Annotated in this window: 24 protein-coding genes; 17 read left to right on the forward strand and 7 right to left on the reverse strand. The window is 38.1% G+C overall.

Annotation, left to right across the window (positions count from 1 at the left end; translation table 11 throughout):
- Positions 1-28: 28 nt before the first annotated feature.
- The 4 genes from ettA to holA all read right to left on the reverse strand — a co-directional run bounded on the left by ettA (position 29) and on the right by holA (position 3,602).
- A complete protein-coding gene (gene ettA, locus EQG61_RS07275) occupies positions 29-1,723 on the reverse strand; it encodes an energy-dependent translational throttle protein EttA (RefSeq protein ID WP_129461259.1) in 1,695 nt (564 codons plus the stop codon).
- A 123-nt stretch (positions 1,724-1,846) separates the two neighbouring features.
- Complete coding sequence (locus EQG61_RS07280) at positions 1,847-2,023, reverse strand: CAL67264 family membrane protein (protein WP_129461260.1); 177 nt, start codon at positions 2,021-2,023, stop codon at positions 1,847-1,849.
- 47 nt (positions 2,024-2,070) lie between these two features.
- Positions 2,071-2,598 carry a hypothetical protein gene (locus tag EQG61_RS07285; RefSeq protein ID WP_129461261.1) on the reverse strand — a complete coding sequence of 176 codons (528 nt, stop codon included), beginning with the start codon at positions 2,596-2,598 and terminating at the stop codon, positions 2,071-2,073.
- Complete coding sequence (gene holA, locus EQG61_RS07290; protein ID WP_129461262.1) at positions 2,598-3,602, reverse strand: DNA polymerase III subunit delta; 1,005 nt, start codon at positions 3,600-3,602, stop codon at positions 2,598-2,600. Before holA ends, EQG61_RS07285 begins: the two co-directional genes overlap by 1 nt.
- A gap of 47 nt (positions 3,603-3,649) precedes the next feature.
- Here holA and EQG61_RS07295 point away from each other — a divergent pair, with 47 nt between their 5' ends.
- The 3 genes from EQG61_RS07295 to EQG61_RS07305 all read left to right on the forward strand — a co-directional run bounded on the left by EQG61_RS07295 (position 3,650) and on the right by EQG61_RS07305 (position 6,002).
- Positions 3,650-4,096 (forward strand): type I restriction enzyme HsdR N-terminal domain-containing protein, encoded by a 447-nt coding sequence (locus tag EQG61_RS07295; protein ID WP_129461263.1) that lies wholly within the window; start codon positions 3,650-3,652, stop codon positions 4,094-4,096.
- Complete coding sequence (locus EQG61_RS07300) at positions 4,089-5,093, forward strand: glycosyltransferase (RefSeq protein WP_129461264.1); 1,005 nt, start codon at positions 4,089-4,091, stop codon at positions 5,091-5,093. Before EQG61_RS07295 ends, EQG61_RS07300 begins: the two co-directional genes overlap by 8 nt.
- Positions 5,094-5,168: 75 nt before the next feature.
- A complete protein-coding gene (locus EQG61_RS07305; protein ID WP_129461265.1) occupies positions 5,169-6,002 on the forward strand; it encodes an OmpA/MotB family protein in 834 nt (277 codons plus the stop codon).
- Positions 6,003-6,058: 56 nt separating this feature from the next.
- On the opposite strand, the gene EQG61_RS07310 is transcribed toward EQG61_RS07305, so the two are convergent.
- The 3 genes from EQG61_RS07310 to EQG61_RS07320 all read right to left on the reverse strand — a co-directional run bounded on the left by EQG61_RS07310 (position 6,059) and on the right by EQG61_RS07320 (position 9,657).
- Complete coding sequence (locus tag EQG61_RS07310; RefSeq protein WP_129461266.1) at positions 6,059-6,679, reverse strand: L-threonylcarbamoyladenylate synthase; 621 nt, start codon at positions 6,677-6,679, stop codon at positions 6,059-6,061.
- A 29-nt stretch (positions 6,680-6,708) separates the two neighbouring features.
- Positions 6,709-9,051: an ATP-dependent helicase gene (locus EQG61_RS07315; RefSeq protein ID WP_129461267.1), complete on the reverse strand. Its 2,343-nt coding sequence runs from the start codon at positions 9,049-9,051 to the stop codon at positions 6,709-6,711.
- Positions 9,052-9,135: 84 nt separating this feature from the next.
- Positions 9,136-9,657, reverse strand: a complete 522-nt coding sequence (locus tag EQG61_RS07320) for a DUF7935 family protein (RefSeq protein ID WP_129461268.1) — start codon at positions 9,655-9,657, stop codon at positions 9,136-9,138.
- Between the two features lie 1,700 nt (positions 9,658-11,357).
- On the opposite strand from EQG61_RS07320, the gene EQG61_RS07325 reads away from it, so the two are divergent.
- The 14 genes from EQG61_RS07325 to EQG61_RS07395 all read left to right on the forward strand — a co-directional run bounded on the left by EQG61_RS07325 (position 11,358) and on the right by EQG61_RS07395 (position 24,777).
- Positions 11,358-12,047 (forward strand): hypothetical protein, encoded by a 690-nt coding sequence (locus EQG61_RS07325; protein WP_129461269.1) that lies wholly within the window; start codon positions 11,358-11,360, stop codon positions 12,045-12,047.
- A 149-nt stretch (positions 12,048-12,196) separates the two neighbouring features.
- Positions 12,197-13,192: a DUF4365 domain-containing protein gene (locus EQG61_RS07330; protein ID WP_129461270.1), complete on the forward strand. Its 996-nt coding sequence runs from the start codon at positions 12,197-12,199 to the stop codon at positions 13,190-13,192.
- 481 nt (positions 13,193-13,673) lie between these two features.
- Entirely contained in the window at positions 13,674-14,516 is an 843-nt protein-coding gene (locus EQG61_RS07335) for a hypothetical protein (RefSeq protein WP_129461271.1), read from the forward strand.
- 204 nt (positions 14,517-14,720) lie between these two features.
- Complete coding sequence (locus EQG61_RS07340) at positions 14,721-15,425, forward strand: response regulator (protein WP_235829040.1); 705 nt, start codon at positions 14,721-14,723, stop codon at positions 15,423-15,425.
- Positions 15,425-16,459, forward strand: coding sequence for a sensor histidine kinase (locus EQG61_RS07345; protein WP_129461272.1), 1,035 nt, complete (start codon positions 15,425-15,427; stop codon positions 16,457-16,459). Before EQG61_RS07340 ends, EQG61_RS07345 begins: the two co-directional genes overlap by 1 nt.
- 327 nt (positions 16,460-16,786) lie before the next feature.
- Positions 16,787-17,383 carry an HAD hydrolase-like protein gene (locus EQG61_RS07350; protein ID WP_129461273.1) on the forward strand — a complete coding sequence of 199 codons (597 nt, stop codon included), beginning with the start codon at positions 16,787-16,789 and terminating at the stop codon, positions 17,381-17,383.
- A gap of 3 nt (positions 17,384-17,386) precedes the next feature.
- The gene (locus EQG61_RS07355; protein WP_129461274.1) at positions 17,387-18,142 is read left to right on the forward strand and encodes an amidophosphoribosyltransferase; all 756 of its coding nucleotides are present in this window, start codon (positions 17,387-17,389) and stop codon (positions 18,140-18,142) included.
- 10 nt (positions 18,143-18,152) lie between these two features.
- A complete protein-coding gene (locus tag EQG61_RS07360; RefSeq protein ID WP_129461275.1) occupies positions 18,153-19,160 on the forward strand; it encodes a DNA-processing protein DprA in 1,008 nt (335 codons plus the stop codon).
- Between the two features lie 227 nt (positions 19,161-19,387).
- Positions 19,388-20,695 carry a DUF6602 domain-containing protein gene (locus EQG61_RS07370; protein ID WP_129461277.1) on the forward strand — a complete coding sequence of 436 codons (1,308 nt, stop codon included), beginning with the start codon at positions 19,388-19,390 and terminating at the stop codon, positions 20,693-20,695.
- Between the two features lie 227 nt (positions 20,696-20,922).
- Entirely contained in the window at positions 20,923-21,678 is a 756-nt protein-coding gene (locus EQG61_RS07375) for a hypothetical protein (protein ID WP_129461278.1), read from the forward strand.
- 896 nt (positions 21,679-22,574) lie between these two features.
- A complete protein-coding gene (locus EQG61_RS07380) occupies positions 22,575-23,156 on the forward strand; it encodes a hypothetical protein (RefSeq protein ID WP_129461279.1) in 582 nt (193 codons plus the stop codon).
- Positions 23,157-23,286: 130 nt separating this feature from the next.
- Positions 23,287-23,727, forward strand: a complete 441-nt coding sequence (locus EQG61_RS07385) for a c-type cytochrome (protein ID WP_129461280.1) — start codon at positions 23,287-23,289, stop codon at positions 23,725-23,727.
- Between the two features lie 116 nt (positions 23,728-23,843).
- Entirely contained in the window at positions 23,844-24,374 is a 531-nt protein-coding gene (locus EQG61_RS07390; RefSeq protein ID WP_129461281.1) for a hypothetical protein, read from the forward strand.
- 73 nt (positions 24,375-24,447) lie between these two features.
- Positions 24,448-24,777 carry a hypothetical protein gene (locus tag EQG61_RS07395; protein ID WP_129461282.1) on the forward strand — a complete coding sequence of 110 codons (330 nt, stop codon included), beginning with the start codon at positions 24,448-24,450 and terminating at the stop codon, positions 24,775-24,777.
- Positions 24,778-25,074: the final 297 nt, after the last annotated feature.

Here is a 25,074-nt window from a genome sequence, read left to right on the forward strand (position 1 = left end):
CAACACAATTGGGACTCCTCAAAGATATTTAATTTCTAATTAACTTTTTGTATTTAATTCGGGTTGGTGTAATTTCTGTACCCAATCGTTTTCTTCTGTTTTCTTCGTAATCGGAAAATCCACCTTCAAAGAAATATACTTGAGAATCGCCTTCAAACGCGAGAATGTGCGTACACACACGGTCTAAGAACCAACGGTCGTGGGAAATAATAACCGCACAGCCTGCAAAATTCTCTAAACCTTCTTCCAAAGCACGAAGGGTATTGATGTCCAAATCGTTCGTTGGCTCATCCAAAAGTAGTACGTTTCCTTCCTCTTTCAAGGTCATCGCCAAGTGTAAACGGTTGCGCTCACCTCCGGATAATGTATTAACCTTTTTGTTTTGGTCACTTCCTCCAAAATTGAAACGCGACAAATAGGCTCTCGAATTCACCTGACGGCCACCCATCATTATCAATTCCTGTCCGTCACAGAAGTTTTCCCAAATCGATTTGTTCGGATCAATGTTGGAGTGCGTCTGATCCACATACGCAATCTTCACCGTATCACCAATAGCAAACTCTCCCCCATCCGGTTGCTGTTCGCCCATAATCATTTTGAAAATGGTGGATTTACCGGCACCGTTCGGACCGATAATGCCCACAATACCTGCCTGTGGCAAAGTGAAGTTCAAATCTTCATACAATATTTTATCACCAAAAGCTTTTGAAACATGGTTAGCATTGATCACATTCGTTCCTAAACGGGGCCCGTTCGGAATGTAGATCTCCAATTTCTCTTCCAAGGCTTTTTGATCTTCGTTCAATAACTTATCGTAGTTCTGTAAACGTGCTTTTTGTTTGGTTTGGCGACCTTTGGCTCCTTGTCGAACCCAGTCCAACTCGCGCTCTAAGGTCTTGCGACGCTTCGAGGCCACTTTTTCTTCTTGGTCCAAACGCTTTCCTTTTTGATCCAACCAGGACGAATAATTTCCTTTCCACGGAATTCCTTCCCCACGGTCCAATTCCAAAATCCATCCGGCTACATTATCCAAGAAATAACGGTCGTGGGTAACAGCAATCACCGTACCCGCATATTGTTGTAAATGTTGCTCCAACCACAATACTGACTCGGCATCCAAGTGGTTGGTCGGCTCGTCCAATAACAAGACATCAGGCTGTTGCAATAACAAACGACACAAAGCCACGCGACGTTTTTCTCCTCCCGACAATACACTTATCGGTGTATCTGCCTCTGGAGTGCGCAACGCATCCATGGCAATTTCTAGTTTGGTATCCAATTCCCAAGCACCCACTGCATCGATTTTATCTTGTAGTTCGGCTTGACGGTCCATGAGTTTTTGCATCTTATCCGCATCCTCATAAACTTCGGGTAACCCAAACATATCGTTGATTTTGTTGAACTCATCCAATACGGCTACAATCTCAGCCACACCTTCGCGTACGACTTCAATCACCGTTTTGGTCTCATCCAATTGTGGTTCTTGTTCCAAATACCCTACGGTATACCCCGGAGCAAACACCACATCCCCTTGGTAGTTCTTTTCTACCCCAGCAATGATTTTTAAAAGGGTCGACTTACCCGAACCGTTTAAACCCAAGATACCAATCTTTGCGCCATAGAAAAAGCTCAAATAGATATCTTTTAATACTTGTTTATTCGTGCTGGAGTAAACTTTGTTTACCCGTGACATGGAAAATATGACTTTCTTATCGTCTGACATACGAGTTTAGAATTTAGATTTTAGAATTTAGATTTTAGATTTTGATCAGTTGACGTTATCTATTGCGATTTGGAATTTTATTATTGGAATTTAAAATTTATAATAACCCAATTCAAAATAACATTACACTCTTCCTTTCAACGAATTAAACACCCAGGCATTGGCTAAAAATCCGACGCCTACAGCGCCAAAGCCCCAACCGGCAATATCATTGTAGCGAAAAGCGCCTAATCCAATTAACAACAATCCCATGATAATCATGATCGTGGTGGCCCATGCCAATACTGTATTTTTATTCATCGTACTGTTTTTAGAGTTAATTAAAATTGGATTGCAAATATCGTAAATCAATCGATATTTTTCATGCTTTTCATGATTTGTTTGATGAGATAAAACAAAATACTACCTACGCCATTTACACCAATATCTTTCCAATCTTCAGCGGAAAATGCAATCAAAGGTTCACCGACTACCGCATTCTGAAAGAGCTCGTTGATAATTCCAATACCATTGAATAGAAAGAGTATACCAATTCCTGACACACGGACTTTCTGCCAACACAGTAGCAAACAATCCAAATAGAGACAAAAGGTGAAGGCAAAAAGCGCATGTTCCATAATGTTATACCCTGCAATACCTTCCAAATAATACGGCACCCAGTGATTCCGGACCATGATGATAAAAATCGGCAAGCTTAGTAATGCCCCATTGCTGTAGCGGTAATAGCTTTGCTCCGTATACAACTTTTGGGCGTTGAGTAGTTCAAAGGCCAACCAAAATACCGCGATGTAAAAAGGTAGAGTGTTCAGCGGACTGTAAAAAGCAACTCCGAGTAAGGCAATAAATAGCAATCGGTAGTAGCCCAGCTGTTTCATTAGTTAAAAATAGTCACCAAAAGTTCTTTCAATAAATCACCTTGCGACATATTGTTCGCGCCTACTCCTTTGCTCTTCGCATCCACATCGCGCAATTTGGCCACTACTGCCGATACTTTCTTCATGGGAAAGTTACGAGCCGCCAATTCGTAGTCTTTGACAAAAAACGGACTCACGCGTAAGGTTTTCGCAACGTTGCCCTGACTCTTGTCTTTTAACCCATGGTATTGCAACAATTGGGTGAAAAAGGAAAATACCATCGCTGTGGTCACCACTATCGGATTGTCTTTCGGATTTTGTGCAAAGTAATCGGCGATGCGATAGGCTTTCAATTGATTGCGTTCGCCAATGGCAGTGCGCAATTCGAAATTGTTATAATCTTTACTGATTCCAATATTCACTTCGATATCTTTGGCCGTAACGGTATGCCCTTTCGGGAATATGATTTTGAGCTTGTCCAATTCATTACTGATCCGACTCAAGTCATTTCCCAAGAACTCCACCAACATGGCAGCAGCCTTGGGTTCGATCCCTAAGCCCTTTCCTTGAATAACGCGGGTAATCCATGTCGCGACCTGATTTTCATAAAGTTTTTTACTCTCAAAAACCAACCCGTTTTTCTCCAATACTTTGGTCACTTTCTTGCGTTTATCCAAAGTTTTATATTTGTACGCCATGACCAATACCGTTGTGGGCTGCGGATTCTCTGCGTAGGCATCCAATTTATCAATATGGCGCGACAATTCTTGCGCCTCACGAACAATCACCACTTGACGCTCTGCCATCATCGGATAACGTTTGGCATGGCCTATCACATCTTCAACCGTAACATCCCGGCCATACAGCACCATTTGATTGAACCCTTTCTCGTCTTCTGATAAAAGGTTGTTTTCAATATATTCCGTAATGATGTCAATGTAATAGGGTTCGTCGCCCATCAAAAAATAAATGGGTTTGATGTTTCCTGCCTTGATATCGTTGACGATTTTTACCGCTTCATCCATAGTGTATTCGCAATTGGTAGCTACTAAAAATTGACTATTTTTGCGCCATGCAAGAACTCAATTTTCCGCGCTTTACCTTTCGCTTCAAAAATAGTGAAAATAAAACGGCAATCTTTGACGAAATCCGGAAAAAATTTGTGGTACTCACTCCTGAAGAATGGGTGCGCCAACATACCGTAAAGTTCTTGATGGAATTTAAAAAAGCCTCCAAATCCTTTCTCAATGTGGAGAAATCCATTGCCCAAAATGGTTTAACTAAGCGCTATGACATTGTTGTATTTCAGCAAGATGGCGGTATCAAACTCTTGGTGGAGTGCAAAGCCCCTGAAGTGAAAATCACCCAAGCGGTGTTTGATCAAATTGCCCGGTACAATCTCGAATTGCGGGCCGATTATTTGATGGTGACCAACGGACTCCAACACTACTTTTGCCAAATGGATTTTGAGCAACAAACCTATGTTTTTCTAACTGATTTACCTGAACTCAATGGCTGATATCACTCCCAAAACCATTGCCGTTGTCATCCTGAACTGGAACGGTAAAGCGCTGCTTGAACAGTTTCTTCCTTCGGTGGTGGCCCACTCGGAAAAGGCGCATCTCTACCTCGCCGACAATGCTTCTACTGATGATTCGGTGGAGTTTGTGCAAGCGAACTATCCGCAAATTACCGTTATTCAAAATCAAGGGAATTACGGCTTTGCCAAAGGGTATAACGAGGCGTTGCAACAGGTCAGCGAACCTATTTACGCCCTCGTGAATTCCGATATCGAAGTGACTGCGGGTTGGCTAGATCCGTTTATCGACCATTTTGCAACCCATCCCAATACGGCCATTGCCCAACCCAAATTGATGGATTTTAAAAACAAATCCTATTTTGAATATGCCGGCGCTGCAGGTGGGTTCATTGACCAATACGGTTTCCCTTACTGCCGCGGACGGGTATTTGATACCTTGGAAGAGGATCACGGTCAATACAATACACCTGCTAGAATCTTTTGGGCAACGGGCGCCTGTTTCTTTATTCGAAAGGAAGTGTATTGGGAACTCGGCGGTTTAGACGGTGATTTCTTTGCGCACCAAGAAGAAATTGATTTGTGCTGGCGCAATTTCAATGCAGGATACGATTGCTATTACTTGCCTGAGGCTACGGTATACCATGTGGGTGGTGCGACCTTGAAAACGGGAACGCCGCGTAAGACGTTCTTGAACTTCCGGAATTCCTTGTTGATGTTGTTGAAGAACTTGCCCCATGGTAAACGCTTCTCCATTATCTTCATCCGTTTGTGTTTGGATGGCATTGCTGGGGTTCAATTTCTTTTTAAGGGAAATTTAAGGCATACGCTAGCAATATTGAAAGCGCACTTTTCGTTCTATGGACAAATCGCCCCTACTATGAGCAAACGCAGCACTTCACAACGCAAAGACTACTTTACTGTAAAGAGTATTGTATGGAATTATTTTGTTCGAAAGCAAAAGCATTTCGAACGCTAATTAACAATTCTTAACCTTTTTACTTTCATTTACATTTTAACATATTGTACTTTTGTACCGAAAAATAGAAACATCATGAAAAAAGCCCTTTTAATTTCATTCGCCGCTTTGAGCTTAGCCTCGTGTGGAGCTAAGAAGAAAATTGCCGAATTAGAGCAAAAAAATAAAGAATGTCAAGACTTGTTGAATTCGACTACCATGAAGTTGAATTTGTGCTTGACGGAAAAAGACGCTTTGTCCCAACAAAATGAATATTTAAAGAAAAACAACAGCGACCTTATCAACAGTTCGAAAGAATTGACGGTATTGACCACCAAAGGTGCAGAAAACCTAGAGCGTTCCTTAGAAAGCTTGAAAGAAAAAGACCTTAAAATCAGTCGCCTACAAGATGCTATCACCAAAAAAGACTCGGTGACATTGGCCTTGGTAACTAGCTTGAAGAAAAACGTGGGGCTTGACGACCAAGACGTGAACATCAGCGTGGATAAAGGCGTTGTTTTCATCAATATCTCGGATAAAATGTTGTTCAAAAGCGGCAGCTATGTTGTAACTGATAAAGCGAAAACCGTATTGGAGAAAGTAGCCAAAGTCATCAACGACAAGCCGGATTTTGAATGTATGGTCGAAGGGCATACCGATAACGTGCCTTTCACAGGTAACGCCATTTTATTGGACAACTGGGACTTGAGTGTGAAACGCGCTACGGCTATCGTTCGTGTATTAACGAAAGACTTGGGTGTGAATCCGAAGCAGATTATTGCTGCAGGGCGTAGCGAATACATTCCGTTGGTGGATAACAAAACCGCTGAAAACCGTGCGACCAACCGTAGAACGCGCATCGTGATTCTTCCGAAGATCGATCAATTCTATGACATGATTGAAAAAGAAATGAAAACCATGAGCAAATAAGGTTTTCTCTCCTTTATACAAAAAACGTCCTGAGTAATTCAGGACGTTTTTTTTATTTAAAAGATATCGATATCGCCTTTTCCTTCGCGAATGACGACCGGTTCATAGCCCGATAAATCAATCACGGTAGAGGGTGTATTGTCACCATAACCACCATCGATGACTACATCGACCAGATTCTGCCATTTCTCGAAAATCAATTCAGGATCGGTAGAATATTCCAATACTTCGTCTTCATCGTGAATGGAGGTCGAAATGATGGGATTGCCCAATTCGTTGACTATCGCCCGAATAATGTTGTTGTCCGGTACGCGAATCCCCACCGTTTTTTTGTTTTTAAAGACTTTCGGCAAATCGTTATTCCCCGGCAAGATAAAGGTATACGGACCCGGTAAGGTACGTTTCAACAGCTTAAACGTGGACGTATCGATTTGTTTGACATAGTCGGAAATGTGACTTAAATCGTAGCAAATGAACGATAAATTGGCTTTCTCCAACTTGATGCCCTTCAGCTTGGCCACGCGTTCTAAGGCCTTAGTATTCGTAATATCGCAACCCAAACCGTAGACCGTATCGGTAGGATAAATGATGATGCCGCCGTTACGCAATACATCCACCACTTTTTTGATCGCAGCTTCGTTGGGATTATCGTTATAGATTTTGACAAATTGTGCCATAATGCATGGGGAATTAAACTCCCTTAAAGTTAGCCAATAATATCGAGTTTGGCAAAGCGCAACAAGAGTTTTTTAATACCGCCTACTGCAAATTTAATTTCGGCCTTACGGTCTCCCCCAACGCCTTCTAAATTCAGCACCTCGCCTTTGCCAAAACGCTCGTGCATCACGATATTCCCAATGGCCAGTTTGGAGTCGCCCGGACTGTAGGGCGCTGACGGACTCGGTTGGGTGTTCACAGGTTTTAAACGGCGAATGTTGGCTGAAGCCGGTGGTGCATCGTCGTCAAAGCGGCGCGGTGGTGTTCCTGATACGGGTTTGCTGGTGCGCAATTTCGATTTGTCGACATCGCCAAAAATATCCATATCAATCATCGGCTTGTAGCGGTATCCACTGGTCTCGGCCGGATTGACGTATTCCAAATATTGGGCATCAATTTCTTCAATAAAACGCGACGGTTCGGCATCGGTGAGTTTCCCCCAACGGTAGCGGGACTGTGCATAGGTCAGATAGGCTTGATGCTCTGCACGGGTAAGGGCCACATAAAACAAACGGCGTTCTTCTTCGAGTTCGCTGCGGGTATTCAAACTCAGCGCACTCGGGAACAGGTCTTCTTCCATCCCGACGATGAATACGTAGGGGAATTCCAAACCTTTCGCCAAGTGAATGGTCATTAAGGCAACGCGATCGTCGTCGCCGGTATCTTTATCCAGGTCGGTCGCCAAGGCCACATCTTCCAAGAACTCGGTCAAGGCACCGCGGGCGCCGTCGATTTCTTTCTGCCCTTCGGTAAAGTCCTTGATCCCGTTCATCAATTCCTCGATGTTCTCCACGCGGGCGACTCCCTCTGGCGTACCGTCTTTTTTCAACTCTTGAATCAAGCCCGTTTTCTTGGTCACGTGTTCGGTGACGTAAAACGCATCTTGGTTCTCGTTGATGATTTGGAAACTCTTGATCATGTTCACAAAATCGTGAATCTTGTTCTTGGTCCCCGAATTTAATTTCAAATCAATCTTGTCAATATGCTCCATCACTTCAAAGATGGAACGCTTGTAATGGTTGGCGGCAATGGTCAATTTCTCTACTGTCGTGTCGCCGATACCGCGGTGCGGATAGTTGATCACGCGCACCAAGGCCTCTTCGTCTTTCGGGTTGATAATCAAGCGTAAATAGCACAACACATCTTTGATCTCTTTCCGTTGGTAAAACGACAATCCGCCATAAATACGGTACGGAATATCGCGTTTGCGCAAGGCATCCTCCATCGCCCGGGATTGGGCATTGGTACGGTATAAAATCGCAAACTTCCCATTCGTGAGTTGGTTACGCATCTTGAGTTCGAAGATCTCCCCTGCCACATAACGGCCTTCTTCCCCATCGGTGAGACTGCGGTGGACCTTTACTTTGGGGCCCAACTCGTTGGCGGTCCATACGACTTTATCCAACTTCGTCTTATTCTTTTCAATGATGGTGTTGGCGGCTTCTACGATGTTCTTGGTCGAACGGTAGTTTTGCTCCAAGCGGAAGGTTTGCACATTGTCGTAATCCTTCTGGAAATTGAGGATGTTGTTGATGTTGGCACCCCGAAACGCATAGATACTTTGGGCGTCGTCGCCTACCACACAGATGTTTTGATACCGGTCGGATAAGGCGCGCACAATCAAGTACTGCGAGTGGTTGGTATCTTGGTACTCGTCCACCATGATGTAGCGAAAGCGGTCTTGGTACTTCGCCAACACATCTGGGTATAAGTTCAAGAGCTCGTTGGTCTTCAACAGCAAATCGTCAAAGTCCATGGCGCCTGCCTTAAAGCAACGGTCGACATAGGCTTGGTAGATTTCCCCCATGCGAGGACGTTTGCTCATGGCGTCGGCCTCTTGGAGTTCGGGGTTGTTGAAATAGGCTTTCACCGTAATCAACGAGTTTTTATAGGACGAAATCCGTCCGATGATTTGTTTGGGTTTGTAGATGTCTTTGTCCAACTGCATTTCCTTGACGATGGCGGAGATGAGGCGCACCGAGTCTTGGGTGTCGTAGATGGTAAAGTTAGACGGATACCCCAGCTTATCGGCTTCAATACGCAAGATTTTGGCGAATACCGAGTGGAAGGTTCCCATCCATAGGTTTTTGGCCTCGTTGCTTCCCACAATAGCGGCGATACGCGTTTTCATTTCGCGCGCGGCTTTGTTGGTAAAGGTGAGCGACAAGATATTGAACGCATCGACCCCTTGGCTCATCAGGTAGGCGATACGCATGGTGAGTACGCGTGTCTTCCCCGACCCTGCTCCGGCGATCACCATCATGGGTCCGTCCTTCTGCAACACCGGCGCCCTCTGGGCTTCATTCAATTGGTTGATGTATTGTTCGAGCATTTTTTTTATAGCTTCTGAGGTGCTGAGTCGCTGAGCTGCTGAGCAACGACCTGTTTTAAATTTAGAATTTAGAATTTAGAATAATCAAATAAACTCCTTGATTTCACTCTTCAAAAACTCCAGGGCGAGTTGAGCGGCGGATTCTGTTTCAAAGAGGGCGCTGAGGACTTTCATGCGGTATTGGTCGGCGTCTTTGATTTCGGTATCGGCGGCTACGTTGCGGAGGTTTTGGATAATGGCATTTTTGGCGTTCACGACCATGACCCAGGCTTCATCAGAGATGTAGATTTGTTGGGTGACGTTGTGTTCGTATTCTTGTTCGATATTTTGAATCAACAGGTTCATGTAATCGCTTTTATCGTCGCTGATAGGCGCCACGCGAATCATGAGTTTGATGGGATTGATACGTTCGAGGAACAAGGCCATGCGTTCGTAGGCTTGGAGACGAATGGGCAGGGCTTGTTTTTGGTTCTCACGAAGCAATTGGAACTTACGACGGTTCTCGTCGAGGTTGACAAATTTCTGCATCATGAGATAGGCCACACCGCCTGTGATAACCGCGGGTACAGTGTATAAGGCGAGTTCGATCCACTTTTCCGTTTCCATAGGGTAATTGGTTTATTTTTTAGCGATACAAAGAAAATGAAAATCTAAAGCGTAGGCAAGAAAAATAATGGTTTTAAGTTGATGTTTTCGTCACTGTAGAAGCCGATGTTATAGTCGCAGTCGCAGTCGCAGTTTTCAGAGGAAATCGTGTAATTAAGAACGATTAGAGGTTTACAGGTTACTTACTCAGTAGCTCAGCGGCTCAGCATCTTAGCAGCTTCAAAAGGTTTCAAGTTGGTTTCGTTGTAAAGTGGTGTTTCGTTTGAAAATGTGGTGGGTTTAGAAGTGTATGGGGTTTAAAAGTGGAATTGGAGCACAAGGTTTCACAAGGTTGGGCACAAGGTTGCACAAGGTTTTTTTTACCGCAAAGTTCGCGAAGATTTTAAGAGCACAAAGGCGCTGCGCTTTGAGAGGAGTAGCGTGTGATTAAAGTAATAACTATGAAATCTATGTCACTATGTGGTTTATTATTTTTACCACATAGGTACATAGTAAGACATAGTTTTTTTGTGTGGTTTGGATTGGAGTATTTTTTTAGCTAGCTAAAAACGTTTATGCGCAAACTTGTCATTTCGACGGTAGGAGAAATCCCATCCCAATTTTCAAGCAAAGAGGTTTCAAGTTTCAAGTTTAATGTTTCAGGTTGTGTTCATGTACACTCCTGTTAGGAATTACTCAGTAGCTCAGTAGCCCAGTAGCTCAGCGGCAATAAAAAGGTTTCAAGTTGGGTTCCAGTACACTCCCGTTAGAAACTTCTCAGTAACTCAGTAGCTCAGCTTCTCAGCAGCTTCCTTTTGTTTTCCTTCGAGTTTCCTCCCAATTTAAAGCAATCCCTATTACCTTTTACAAAAGGTTTAGTGGCACAACTGTGGCACAACCGTGGCAGAATACCGAAGCAAACCGCAAGAAGACTGGGAGAAAGTGTACAGTGTACAGTGTTCAGTGTTCAGTGTTCAGTGTACAGTATTCAGTGTTCAGATTGCAGTGTTCAGATTGCAGTGTTTAGATTGCAGTGTTCACTGCCCACTGATTACTGATGACTGATTACTGATGACTGATTACTGATGACTGCCGACTGATTACTGATAACTGATGACTGTAAACTGATTACTGTATACTGTTTACTGATGACTGATGACTGATGACTGATGACTGCTAACACGGGTTATGGTAAAGGTATCCTAAAGGTAACCTAAAGGATACCATTAGGTAACCACGGGGTTAGTACGGGGTTAGTACGGGGTTAGTCCGAGGATAGTCCGAAGTAATAGGAAGGAAAGAATTATGAATTATGAATTATGAGTTATGAATTATGAGTTATGAATTATGAGTACGTGTTGACTTATGACTTACGACTTTTTTGACTTACGACTCTATTCACTTACTCCTACCCTTTCCACCTACTCCCCTTCCCCCAGCACCCCTAATTCATAATTCATAACTCATAACTTTAAATCCTTAGTGGCCCAAACCCCTTGTTAATAAAAAATAGGAAAAATACTCTTAACAAATAGGAAAAACCCTATTGTAATTTGTAGAATTAATTTTAATTTGCGTATGGATTGGGAAAGTTGATTTGACTTATCAATTCGTTAGTTGTAATTTTTCGGGAGCCCGCTGATTAAAAGTTCTGCTTTCAGAAAATTTTTATTAATTTCACATCGCCATCCATTATATAATCCATTTAAATTAAATAGTTTATGGAGAAAATCACTGTAAAAGAGCTGATTGAATTTAGAGAAAAAACTTCGGATAAATCTAAAAAGAATTACGCGCAAAAACTAAAATTTCGTAAGCCAAAAGAGAAAGCTCAAGGCAAGAAGAAAGGTGGCGGAAATTACTGGTCAATTAGTAATAGTTGCATTCAAAACGTATTTAAGGATGGAACTGAAGATTATTATGATTTAAAAATCGATGATGCAATAATTTCTAAAGAAATTGAGCAAAGGGAACGATTCAAAACAATGTATCAAAGAAATATTGATATTCTAAGTAACTTTAAAGAATTCGACATTTTAAATTTAAGACCTGAAAACATACAAAATTTTGAATCTATTCATAAAGAGCAAAGAATTGTCGAAGTAAATAAATATCCAATTTATCTAAATCCAAATTTAGTATTTAGTTTTGAAAGAAATGGCAAAAAAGAAATTGGAGCACTTTTACTTATTTCTCAAATAGATGGTTACAAGAAATCTCAACTTGGTATGTTTTGCGAAATGCTTTATAGATTTTTAGAATTACACTTTTCAAATGATTATCAAATAGCTGAGGATTATTGTATCACTATCGACACATGTTTATCCAAAATAATGACATATACTGAAATATCTGATGGTACTGTTCCTTCCTTAATTAAACCAACCATTGAAGAAATTAAAAAATTATAAAAACTACAGCTAACATTGGTTTTACAACATAGCTAGCTTGTCTTTCTTGGAAAACATGTTGAGCATCAGAATTTCTTTTTACATTTATACATAATTTGACGCAACAGCTCAAAGCCGCGGCATGTTAGCAGCTTTTAAACCATTAAAATTTGAAACACTTCTTTACTTCAAAACAGGAATCAAAACTATCTCAACTTAAAATTAATATAATTAATGGAAAGCTTGCTGAAAGATATTTTGCCAGTATATTGACCACTGCTCTTGATGCGCGTGTCAGTTTCACATCTCGAACAGAAGATGATGCAAAATTAGATTTAGTAACTATAATGTCACATCCCTGGAAAAAAAATACAGTAGAAATATTATTTACTCAAGTGAAATCAGGGAAAACATATGCGCAAGTTGTAGAAAATAAACTTATTGTAAATAAAGATGAACTTACCGATTTACTAAATAGAAATCACAATTCTCTAATTTGTTGGACCGAAGTTAATGATGATAATGCATATTGGTTTTTTATAAAAGCAAAAGCACGATTTTTCAAAACTGAATATAATATTAGTCACAAGTTTAGTCCTCTTACAAAATTTGACCTCTTACGTTTAACGACATCATCAAATGATAAAAATGGTGGTAGTGGATTAATTTTCAATCGAAAAAATATTCGATCTGAATATTCTAAAGATGATTATGTTAAACTACGTAACGAAGCAAAATTAAATTATAAGAAATTTAAAAAAGAAGAAACAATAAATCCCCTTTTTGGAAAAATCGAATTTACAAGACTTGGTTGGAGACATATAACTAGAGAATCACGCTGGTATAGATATGAAGTAGCTTCACTAGAAATCATTAGAATTTTAGATAAAATCTTGTCATTATCTCCATCAAATCACTATATTATCAATTGTTACGAGAATAATGATGATACAAATTTTTCATTTAGAGAAGTCGAATATTTACTATCATATGAAAAGGTAAAAGCTTACAATAAAGAAACTCATAAATTAGAAAATGTTACAGTTTTTATAAAGCTCCTTGAAATAGGTACTTACCTAAAAGAATGGAAACAAAGACCAAAAAACACAAGTGCTATCTATCGTCGCGTCATTTTTAAAAGTATTTATTACAAACAAAGCAGTTAGAATATGCACGCCTAATCTGTCTCCTGAATTATTATTCTAAGACAACGCCTTTGCGTTTCGGGGTATCAAGCTAACTGCCCTGAATGTTAATAAACGACAAATGTATGAAAAAAATATATTAACAGCTGCTTACGGAGGTCTAGCATAATGGCTGGTTTTATTTAGCTGGAAACTTGGTTTTCAAGTAAAACTTTTATCATAGTGAAGGAAACTAGGTTCGCTTTTTTGTAACGTCTCATAGTTGCGAACCGTTAATGCTCGCTGAAACTTACCTCACCCTAGCACTCTTAATTCATAAATATAACTTTAACTCCTTTGTGGCCCAAAACCCAATGTTGAAAAAAAATAGGAAAAATACGCTTAACAAATAGGAAAAACTCTATTGTGAAATGTAGAATTAATTTTAATTTGCGGGTGGATTGGGGAGTTGTTTGAACTTATGAATCTCTTAAAATCAAGTGTAAACCAAAATTTTCAATAAATGAAAGATTTTATTCAAAGCATATTAGATTCTTCACATGAAAGAATAAAAAATCCATTTATTGGGTCATATATAACTGCATTTTTAATTTTTAATTGGAGAGCTTTCTTCTTATTAATATTTTCTGATGCTAAGATTGAGGACAAAATAGTCGTCATTAACCATGAGTATTGTTCTAAAGGAGCCATATTTTGGCCATTAATAATATCAATAATATATATTTTATTCGTTCCGTATCTGAATTTAGCTTTTGACACTTTACTTTCATATTCCAACACGAAAAAAGCCAAGAGGAAAAAAGAAGGAATAATCAGTAAATTATTATTAAAAAAAGAGGAAGCTAAATATGAACGAGAAATTGCAGATGAGAGAGCTGGGGCAAAAGAAGTTAAAGAGTTACAAGAAAGAATAACAGCGCTTGAGAATGAAAACCAAATAAAAACCCAAGAAATTACTGATCTTATTACAAAAAATAATGAATCAACTTCCAATTTTAAAAGTAGAATTGATCAACTTATTTCGGAAAGAGATGATATTCAAATAAAACAAATTCATACTATTAATGAATCATCAAATATTAAAGAAATTTATAACTTATTAATCGATCCAAAGACAACTGCGATAAGAGACATTAAAAACTATTTAAGAACAAATTTATCAAATGAAGAATTCTTAACTCTCAAAGAAATAGCAGAAAACAAAAAATATATGGATTTCACAAACTTGCCTTTAAGTATGCCGTTCAATGCACTTCTTTTAAAGGCTAATGTATTTGAACTAAGAAATGGCAAAACATATAGAATAACTGAAGATGGAGTGAAATTTATACAAGATTTAGATTAAATGCCTGCTTATAACCGCAAACCTGCAATAGCTTGATTTTCGTAGCTTGATGTTTAGTTTTTACTTAGAACTCTATCTTAGCGGGGCGTATATACTCATTTTTAAGCTACTAGAAGGTAGCTGCTAAATGTAATAAGCCATTTTTTGTAAATGCATATAATAAAAATCATTATTTTAAATTTGTTAATATAAAACTATTTGTTTATGAAAAAAATTGTGGAAAGTTTAATTACTTTTTTAATTGCACTCGCTGGCTTAATTGTAGGTATTTTGTGGGGATATAGTACAAAATGGTCTGAATACGATCCAATTATTCTAATTATAATTTCGATAATAGAAATAATTGGATTCGTAATATTGAAATCTTTACCAAATCAAACAGAATCAAACACTACATTGCCTTTTTATTCAAACAGTGTTAATTTAGCAAATGAAAACAATAATTCTAATGTTAATTCGAATACCAATACAAATAATATTACTGTTAACTTAGGTTATGAAGAAAAAGAGCAACCAAGTCCAGAAAATGAAGAGAAAAGGAAAGCATTGATAAGAATTCTTTTTGTTGATGACAAACATAAAGATTTTAGAATGGTTTCAATATTGAAAAAATCTGGATGGACCAATACAAAATCAGTTAAAGACATTACAGATTTAGACGATCCAAAAGTACTTGAAGCAGATATTATATTCGTTGATATAAATGGAGTTGGTACAACATTATTTGAAGACCAAGGTTTGGGCTTAGCTTCGGCCTTAAAAAAGAAATATAATAAAAAGAAAATTTTCATATACTCTGCTGATACAAATGGAGATCGTTTTCACCGAGCTCTAAGAGAAGTAGATGGATGTCTTTCTAAAAATGCAGAACCATATCAATTTATTAATCTAATTCAGGAAAATATTTAATGAAGCACTACTCTATTTTGGATAATGATTCAGTTCAATTAGTAGGAAATTTATCTTCTGAATGTATTGATTGTTTCGCTAATTGCACATCAAGTGGAAATTTAATTTCAAATTGTCCAAAGTACGGCGGTACGCGAAGACAAGGAAAAATTTCAAATTCAAAAACAACTACTTTCTTATGTTGTGACAAAACAAAGACAACCAAGCTTTTTAAAGAGAAACTTGAAGTTTTTTCATTGACATTTCCCGATTTATTACTAGTGAAAAATGAAATCCAAGATTCAATAACAAGAGCAGAACAAAAAAAAGTTAATCGATTAGTTCACAATTTAACTTCAATAAATGCTTTTAATATTCAAGAAATTTATGATTTAGTTCCTCAATCGGTCCTTACTACTAATTGGCAAGAACAACTAAAATACATACAAAAAGAAGTTGTCAAAAATCCAAAACAAGCGGCAATGAAATTTTTGAGAATTGCCAAAAATAACATTCATATGAAATCTGAATTTTCCATATATAGAAAATTGGACAGAGATAACTCAACTCAACTTGAATTTCAATTTCATCCACTTAGAACTTTAATTTTAAATGTTCTTCATACTTTTTTTGCAGATTTCACAGACAAAAATATTTATATTGAAATGAGTGAATTTTATGCTAAAGTAAAGGTCGATTATGAAACGGTTCAAGTTGCATTATATCACTTAATTGAGAATGCTCTAAAATATACTAAGCCTAGCACAAAAATAAAGATTGAATTTGAGGTTTTAACTAACTCTATTAAAGTCTCATTTTCTATGTTAAGCTTATATGTTAAAAATAGTGAAAGAGATTTGATTTTTCAAGAAGGTTACTCTGGCGAGTTAGCAACAAAATCGAAAAAAAATGGTGATGGTATTGGAATGTGGAGAATTAAACAAATGATGGAATTAAATGGAGGTGAAGTGGAAGTTTCATTAGGTGATAATCCAGAAAAAATTATGGGATTTGAATTTGCAAATAATAAATTTACTTTAGTATTTCCTAAATAAAAACGGTTTAATAAATTGGTATTGCGCTATTGCTAGTTTATCTTTAACTAATCACCTCCCGCTGCGCTAAGTCTCCTGACTTTGCCCCTCCTTCTTCACCACAACCTTACCCCACTTCTACTCGCTTTGTGAGCTGACATAAAACTTACGACTTTTTCGACTTACGACTTCAATAGGAAAAACACTCTTAACAAATAGGAAAAACCCTATTGTGAATTGTAGAATTAATTTTAATTTGCGGGTGGATTGGAGGTATTTTCATTACATATCAATCCGCTGGTGGCAAGTGTAACGGACGACCACATAAACGAAAAACGGAACTGAAGAATGGAGCAAAAAGACAAATCAACCCAAGACCTTGACAGTAAAATCTCGTCAGACACAGTTTTATTCTTCGATATGGACGGAACATTGGTAGATACAAATCTTGCAAACTTTCTTTCATACAAGAAAGCAATACTTTCCGTAACAAAATCAAACCACGAGCTAACATACAATTCTGACAAACGCTTTAACCGTAGTAGTCTTAAAAATGCTGTTCCAAACTTGACGGAGAACGAATACGAAAGAATAATCCAAGAAAAAGAAGAATACTACAACGACTTTCTAAACGAAACAAAACTAAATGTGAAAACCGCAGAAATACTTTTTAAGTATTCAAAAACAAACAAAACTGTTTTAGTAACAAATTGCCGGAAAGACAGAGCAATGACAACATTAAAACATTTCAGACTTGATGACAAATTCAGCAATATTTTCTACAGAGAGTTTGGCGACAATGGAGAAAAAGTAAACAAATTTCGAAACGCTATTTTAAAATTGGGCGTTCCGCCCAATTTGATTATCGCTTTTGAAAATGAAGAAAGCGAAATTTCGGATGCACATAAAGCAGGAATAACAATTATCAACCCAACAAATCTATAAGAAATGGAAAATTTCACAATCTTATCAGAAGAACAATGGTATAAAATACCGAACGAAAGAGAAGCTAACTTTCGAAGACTAATTGGTGACAAACGAAAAGGAAGAGTTGCGAACACAGGATTTTTTGTAAATGACTCTGATGAAATCAGATTAATTGGGACATTTCTCAAACAGAATACAAATTCATTTTTTCACGCTGATTATAATAGTGGTAGTTCTTGGCAAATTCCCAATAGTATTGAAAATTTGATTTGGACTTTTAAGAATGATGTAGACTCATTCCCTGAAAGACTACCTAACGTCCAACAACAACTATCAGCAATATTAAGGCAAAATTTACCAGAAATTCTTCGACAGGTCAGAAAAAACAATCTTACCGTTTGTGTTGTTCCACGCTCAAAAGCGGAAAATTATTATAGAGCCGACCAATTACTTTTTAGAAAGGTGATTAGTAATGTGGTGGACCAATTGCCAAATTTTGAAAACGGAACTAATTACATTGTGCGACACACAAACACAAGAACAACGCATTTAGACAGAAATGGCGAAGGTGGTGACGGAAATTTGCCATACCCAGGAATCACAAAAGATACCTGCACAATTTCAGGACAGGTAAATGGCAAAAACATTTTACTCATTGATGATTTATACACGAAAAGCGTAAACATTGATGAAGATGCAATTCAAGCACTATTGGACAAGGGTGCCAATTCTGTTACTTTTTACTCCGTTGGAAAAACTGTATCACGAAATCAATAATTTAGCGACAATGAAGTATACCGATAACGCATTAAATATTTTAACAACCAAATCTTATAAAGGAATTGGTAATGCTTGGATTGTAAAAAATCTGAAAGGCAACGAAAGTGTGGAAACTATTGTGTCATTGCTAAATAAAACAATCAAAGGAGAGCAAACAAACGAAGATGAATTTGAACGTCTTAAAAATAATTTTGAAAATAAGCTTTTAGAAAAGTTTGATAATGAACTTTGTGACGGGATTGTAGCATTAGGAGATAAAGATTTCCCTAAACATCGTGGCAATGTGAAAGAAAGTGAAAGACCTATTTTTCTTTATTACAAAGGCAATATCGACTTATTGAGCATTGATAATATAAACATCACTGTAATTGGACTTCTAAACCCAGAAGGCGATATAGAAGAAAGAGAAAGAAAAATAGTTGCTGAATTTGTAAAGAAAGGTGCTACCATAGTGAGTGGTCTCGCATTTGGTTGCGACAGCATATCACATCAACAAGCATTAGATTCTAATGGTAAAACCGTTGCAGTTTTGCCAAGCCCACTCAGTAGTATAATGCCAGTAAGAAACAAAGGTTTAGCGTTCCAAATTGTAGAAGAAGGCGGTTTGCTTGTTACAGAATATGGAACTGATTTTAAAAGCCAAATGGAACTAAGTAGTCGTTACAAAGAAAGAGACCGCTTACAAGCGTTGTTCTGCGACTCAATTGTTTTGGCTGCAAGCTATGCTCAAAATTCGGCTGAACGATGGAAAATGTTTGGACAAAAACTTGACAGTGGTGCTCGTTTAGCTATGGGTTTCGCAAAAGATTATGGTATTCCGAGAGCAGTAATGTATGACAAACATATTGACGAAAACAACCCAATGTTTGACTTAAACAGAGATTTAATCAAAGAACAAAGGGACATCACAATAATAACACAGGAAAATGTTTACGAAACAGTTTCCAAAATATTGGACAAACAGCCGACAGTTAAAAGCTCGACAACTTTTCATCAAGGAAATTTATTTGACTAACAAAAACAGAAATTGATAACTAAAATAAATAGCGGACAACAAGAACACCAGCCACCAACAGCGGTTTGGCGTAATGGCGGGTTCAGTGCTTCGTATGACAGTTTTTTGGTAGGTTCAAGTGCAGTTCTTCGATTGAACTTTTGTGCTAAAAATCCGCCACTACGCCAAGCCGCAAAACGTTACTTGCAACCTTAACAAACTAACAAAACCATGACAATATTTAAAATATGATTTCAACCGTAGCAGACTTACTAGAACAATTTAAGAAATATGCTCTTTCAAAAATTGAACTTGACGACAAAGACATAAATCATACTGTTGCAATTGGTGACAATTTTGAAGGATTAACTGCGGAACTTCTTAATAAGGCAGTTTTCAAAGACCTAAATCTGAAAATGGTTGAAAGAAGTTTTATCTATAATGACAGTGGTGTTATGAGTAATGAACTTGACTGCATACTTGTAGTCGGTGATGGACAAAGAATGTCTTTTGCAAATAGATATAAATATCACATCAAAGATGTTATTGCTGTTATTCAGGTGAAGAAAAATCTGTATGCTAATGACATTGACGACTCTCATCAAAATTTACATTCAATAATTAATGTATCTGAACCACGGGATGCAGAACCTTTTGTTGGAAGGTTACACCGTGATGCATATAAACTTTTAACGGGCAAAGAAATACCAAGTAAAGAGAGAAGAGAAAGGTTTACGGACAGAGAAGATATTCTTTATCATTACCTTATGATGGAAGCATTTCATCCATTAAGAATAGTCATTGGATATTATGGTTATACAACTGAATACGGTTTAAGAGAAGGATTTGTAAAAAAGTTAGAAGAAATTTCTAAGAACGGACCCGTCAGAGGTTATAGCCCTGGTAGTTTTCCAAATTTATTTATTTGTGGCAACAGCACAATTATAAAAAACAATGGAATGCCAATGGGAATACCATTAACTGATGAAGAATTTTACTTTCATATTTTGACATCATCAAATGGAAAGCCTATGTATCATTTGTTAGAGTTAATATGGACAAGGCTTTCCTACAAGTTTGGGATTAGTTCTGATATTTTTGGTGACGATTTTGACATAGAAACAAGTCATCCTTTCATATCTTGTAAAGAAAGAAAAATTGATGAGGATAATTGGGGATGGGAATTTTTATATCATCCAATGACAAGGAAACAACTTTCAATTCCATTAGTTCCGACACCATGGGAGCCAACAGAAATTGACTGTAATAAATACTCAATTCTTAATGTATTACTACAAGTTGGAACTGTTAACATCAATTCCGATGAACAATTTCTAAAATTCATTGAATCAGAGAAACTTGATGCCCAAAAAATTATTAAAGAATTATCTGACGCCAAACTTGTTTATGTTGATGAGGGTAAAATGGGACTATTAGTTGACCTACTTCACACTGTTTTCACGCCAGACGGGAAAGTATTTGCTGGAGAGAATAAAAGCGGTGAAATGACAAGCTATTTTAGTAAACAGATACTAAATCAACCGAAGAATGAATAGCAAGGCAGCAGGTAACAGCCACTTGCCGAAATAGGGGCTTAATTGGTTAAATGAAGTAACGTGCCCCCCGCTGCGCAAAGTCTCCTGACTTTGCGCCCCTTACTACTACAACCCTCCTACCCCACTAACGTATTCACCCCCAAATCTTTGGAACGGTTTTTGGTAAAGGTTTTTCGTCGTTGTGGGGTGTGTTCCCAACGAAAAGTTTCATTTAAATTCTATCAGCCATGGCAAAGTTATTGGGCGGTTTGCGCTTGAAAGGCAATTTGGAGGGGTTAACGTTTTACGCGTTGAATGGGGAGATTATTGTGCGGCGGAGTTCGGGCTTTACGCGGGAGAATTTGAAGCAGGGGGCCAACTATGCGCGGTGCCGCCAAACCAGTGCGGAGTTTGCCCATTGCGGGCGGATGAGCACCTACCTCCGGCAGGGCTTGCAACCGCAACTATCCAAAACCCACTACGCCAAACCGCATAACCAGTTGGTGAAGGTCTTCCAACAAATTCTTACCCACGACACTGCAAGTGCTCCTGGGGAGCGAACCGTGCCACGCGGTTTGCAAACTGCGGCGGGGCGTTCCCTGCTCACCCACTTCGAATTTGATTCCGAGCAGCCCTTTGCCTCCGTCGTTCCCTGGGAACCCCAATGGGATGCCGCTACCGCTACCCTCAGCCTTTCGCCTATGCCTAACGCCAAGGGGCGCGTCCCCAAAGGTGCCACGCATGTCGGGTTACAGGTTCGCCACCTGAGCCTAGACGCCTCCCTAGCGCAACCGGTGGCCGTAGCCGAAACCCCAGAACAGTATTATTCCCTTAGTCCCCAACATTTGGCAGCGCCTATCCCACTCCCCGTGCCTGCCGTGGCGGGTGAGCTGCAATGGGTGGTGCTGTTTGTGGCGTACTACCAAGAAAAAGAAGGCACGTGGTGTCCGCTGCCGGGATTGTATATCAAATTTGTGGGCGGTGGAATGGATGGGATGGGGTGAGGATTTGGTTACACTTCATTTAAAAATTTGAAAATTTGAAAATTTGAAAATGGGCGTCGAATCAAGCGTATTGCTAAACTTTTACACTTCATTTGAAAATGAGCAAAATTTGAAGATTTGAAAATGGGCGTTTATTCACGTGAGGTATTACACTCTTAAACCCTTTAAACTCTTACACGCCCCAACTCTGAAAACTGCGACTGCGACTGAAAACTATTACACTCCCCCAGCTACGCAAACGTCTCCTGATTTTGCGTCTGACTAAGGAATATTCTAAATCGGGAAGGTAATAGGATTTTGAGATTAGTTTGTGAAGTTGGCAAAAAATGGGTATTTTAGTGGGAACTTTAAATCTTGATAGTATATGCCTCTAAAAAAAATTATCATTGAAATAATGCTTATTACCTGTATCATTTTAACTGTACTATTTGGGCTAGAAATGGTCTGTGGTAAAGATCAAATTTCGTGTCATTCCTTATCTTTTAATGTCGGAGATACCTACCATGTGATGTCAATCTATCTTATACTTTTCCCATTAACTTTTGTACTTCTGTCCCTATTTATATTTCTCAGAGCGGCCCTTAAAAAGTTTCAAAGCAATTTTCTAAACAGGTATTCACTGACTACCACTTTTATCAGTCTTTTATGTTTCCCCATGGCATTCGAACTACATCAATCACTTAGCAGTGCATCGGTAGGAAAGACGTATAATGCGTATTACCTTTTACTTCAAATCCTCTATGTATTGTTTGTTTTGAAATTGATTTATATCGCTTTTCAAATTGGTAGAAAAAAAGGTACTAACCCGCTGCGTAAAGTCTGTTGAATTTAATTATCAAAATATTTTCCTATTATCCTTTTTAGCATTGAATATTAACAATTAAAAACATTTGAATATGAAAATCAAGTATACAATTTTAGCAATTTTATCATCATTATCTTTTTGTTTTTCACAAGTTAAAGTTAATAGTAATAACATCTGGACGGCTAAGGAATTTAGCAAAGAAATTTCACTTTTTAAATCTAAAGAATTTTTATTTAAAAACGTTTTAGGTACTTCAGATCAAATAGTCCCATTTGAAGTCATTCCTCTTGCTGCAGCAAGTTCTGGAGAGCTTACAACGCTATTATATAAATGTGAATCTAAACAAAAAGAAGGTTTAATTTTAGGTTTTTATGGCGATTACTGGAACGAAGCTGGGGTTTTGTATCAAGGTTACTCATTCAAGAATCTCGAAAAAGAAAAAGCAATTGAATTTTTGAATAAAATTGTATCGGCGATTGAAGAGAATAAAAAATTCTTAAACGAAAACAGTGATAATAACAATATCTGTTTCAAATTTGACGATATGGATATTTTAATTTGGACAAATGCAGGCAATTTTTCTATTAGAATTTTTTGGCAAGGCTTTGATTCTACTTGGGAAAAAACTGCTTTTGAACGCTCAAAAAGAAGATTTGAAAAGAGAATTAAATAATAAATCTGCTGGCTTACTACACCCCGCTACACAAAAGAATCTAGACATAGCGCCTCACCCCTAACTGGCTTAAATATCTTTCAATGAATGAACGAAGGTGAACTGTGCTTAGTACTACTTCAAAGGAATTATGACTAAAAAAATTATACTATTTGGATTACTATTTCTACTTGCTGTAATTGCTTTACTTTACTTCTTCTTTTCTGACGGAAATAGAACTACGACTGAAAAAAAAGTCACTCAAGTACAAAATGAAGTATACCAGAGAGGCGAGCAACTCTTTGAAAACAATTGTTCTTCCTGCCATTACAAAGGCATGGACAAAGTGATGACAGCCCCAGCTTTGGGCGGCGTTACGAAAAGAAGGGATAAGCGCTGGCTCTACCGGTATACCCGCAATTCAATTGGAATGTATAAAAGTGGGGACAGTATTGCCAAACAATTGCGAAGTGAAAATTGGGGATTAATGCCAAGTTTCCCTCAATTGAACAATACTGCCTTGGAGGCCATTTATTACTTTGTTGAACAACGCTATGAAATGACGCAAAAAGGGATTCCGGTTAAGGAATAGGGGTTAGTGTTCAGTATACAGTATTCAGTGTTCAGTATTCAGTGATCAGTGGTCAGTGTTCAGTGATCAGTAATTAGTATATTAGCAGTGTTGAATATCAAAACAATAACAAGTTTATGCTACACGCCTTTTTTAAAAAATACGGTTATACCCTAATCTATCTATTGGTAGTTGTTTTGCTTCTCTTCTTTTTTGTACCTAATGAGAAAAAACATTACTTCGATGGAGATGTCAAAGCGTTTCATGATAGCTATTACTGGAAAATCATGAGCAGTATGGCTGTAGGCATCTATTTACTCTTCTTTTATTTTTTAAAAATCTACCGCAATTCTTGGAAAGAAATCGGAAAAAGCACTCTCGCATTTGCCGTTGTCTGTTTATTTTTTTCTTTTCTATTTCAAAACATTTTTATGGCATTTCTCCTTCGCATCAATCGAACCAATACTTGTGAACTTATACTGGAAAACTATGTGATTACCCATGATGACACTCACTATTTGATTGCGAAAGAGTTAAAAACGAATGCGTATATCTTCGATAAAGAATTTTTTGAAGTGTATGGAAAACTAGGAAAGAAAAGCCTTCATGTTAACGACACACTACAAATTACTTCGAAGAAAGGACTGTTGGGAATTAGGTTTCATTAGATTGGGCCAAACAGGCGAATAGTATTTCTTTACAACACAGCCTAACAAAATAAATGATTTTAATACGAAACGAATGAAAAACACTTCTTCAACAACCTTTCAACTTTATGTGTCCGGACTTTTAATAGTTAAACTTCCAATATTACTATTGATGTTAATTAGTTTTGTCTGCCTAATTTCGTTTACTTCTTTGGACAGCTCTAAAGCGATGATTATTAGTTTGATCATCGGTTGGACGTATTGGGAATTCAGTTCGCGCTTTTGGATCAAATGGGCTTTGAAACGAAACTTTGAGAAAGACGAACTTTACAAAATCGGTAGTCGAAGTCTTATTTTATGGCCTAGAGACAAAAAGAAAATTGATAAAATCGCCGCCCAACTTTCGAACAAAGACAATTTGTAAATTTGAAAATGGACGTCGAATCACGCGGGGTATAACACTCTTACACTTGATTTGAAAATGAGATAATTTGAAGATTTGAAAATGGTCGTTGATTCACGTGGATAGTTACACTCTTTCACTTGATTTGAAAATGAGAAAATTTGAAGATTTGAAAATGGTCTTCAATTCACGCAGGTACTACACCCCCGCTGTGCAAACGTCTCCTGACTTTAAGCCACACACCGAACCCCGTTAAAGCAGGAAAGATTACAGTTTAGGAAAAAGCAAAGGATGAAATGTTTACTAATAAAAAATCCA

Origin of the sequence: Flavobacterium stagni, from assembly GCF_004122105.1 — a bacterium.
Taxonomy (GTDB): Bacteria; Bacteroidota; Bacteroidia; order Flavobacteriales; family Flavobacteriaceae; genus Flavobacterium; species Flavobacterium stagni.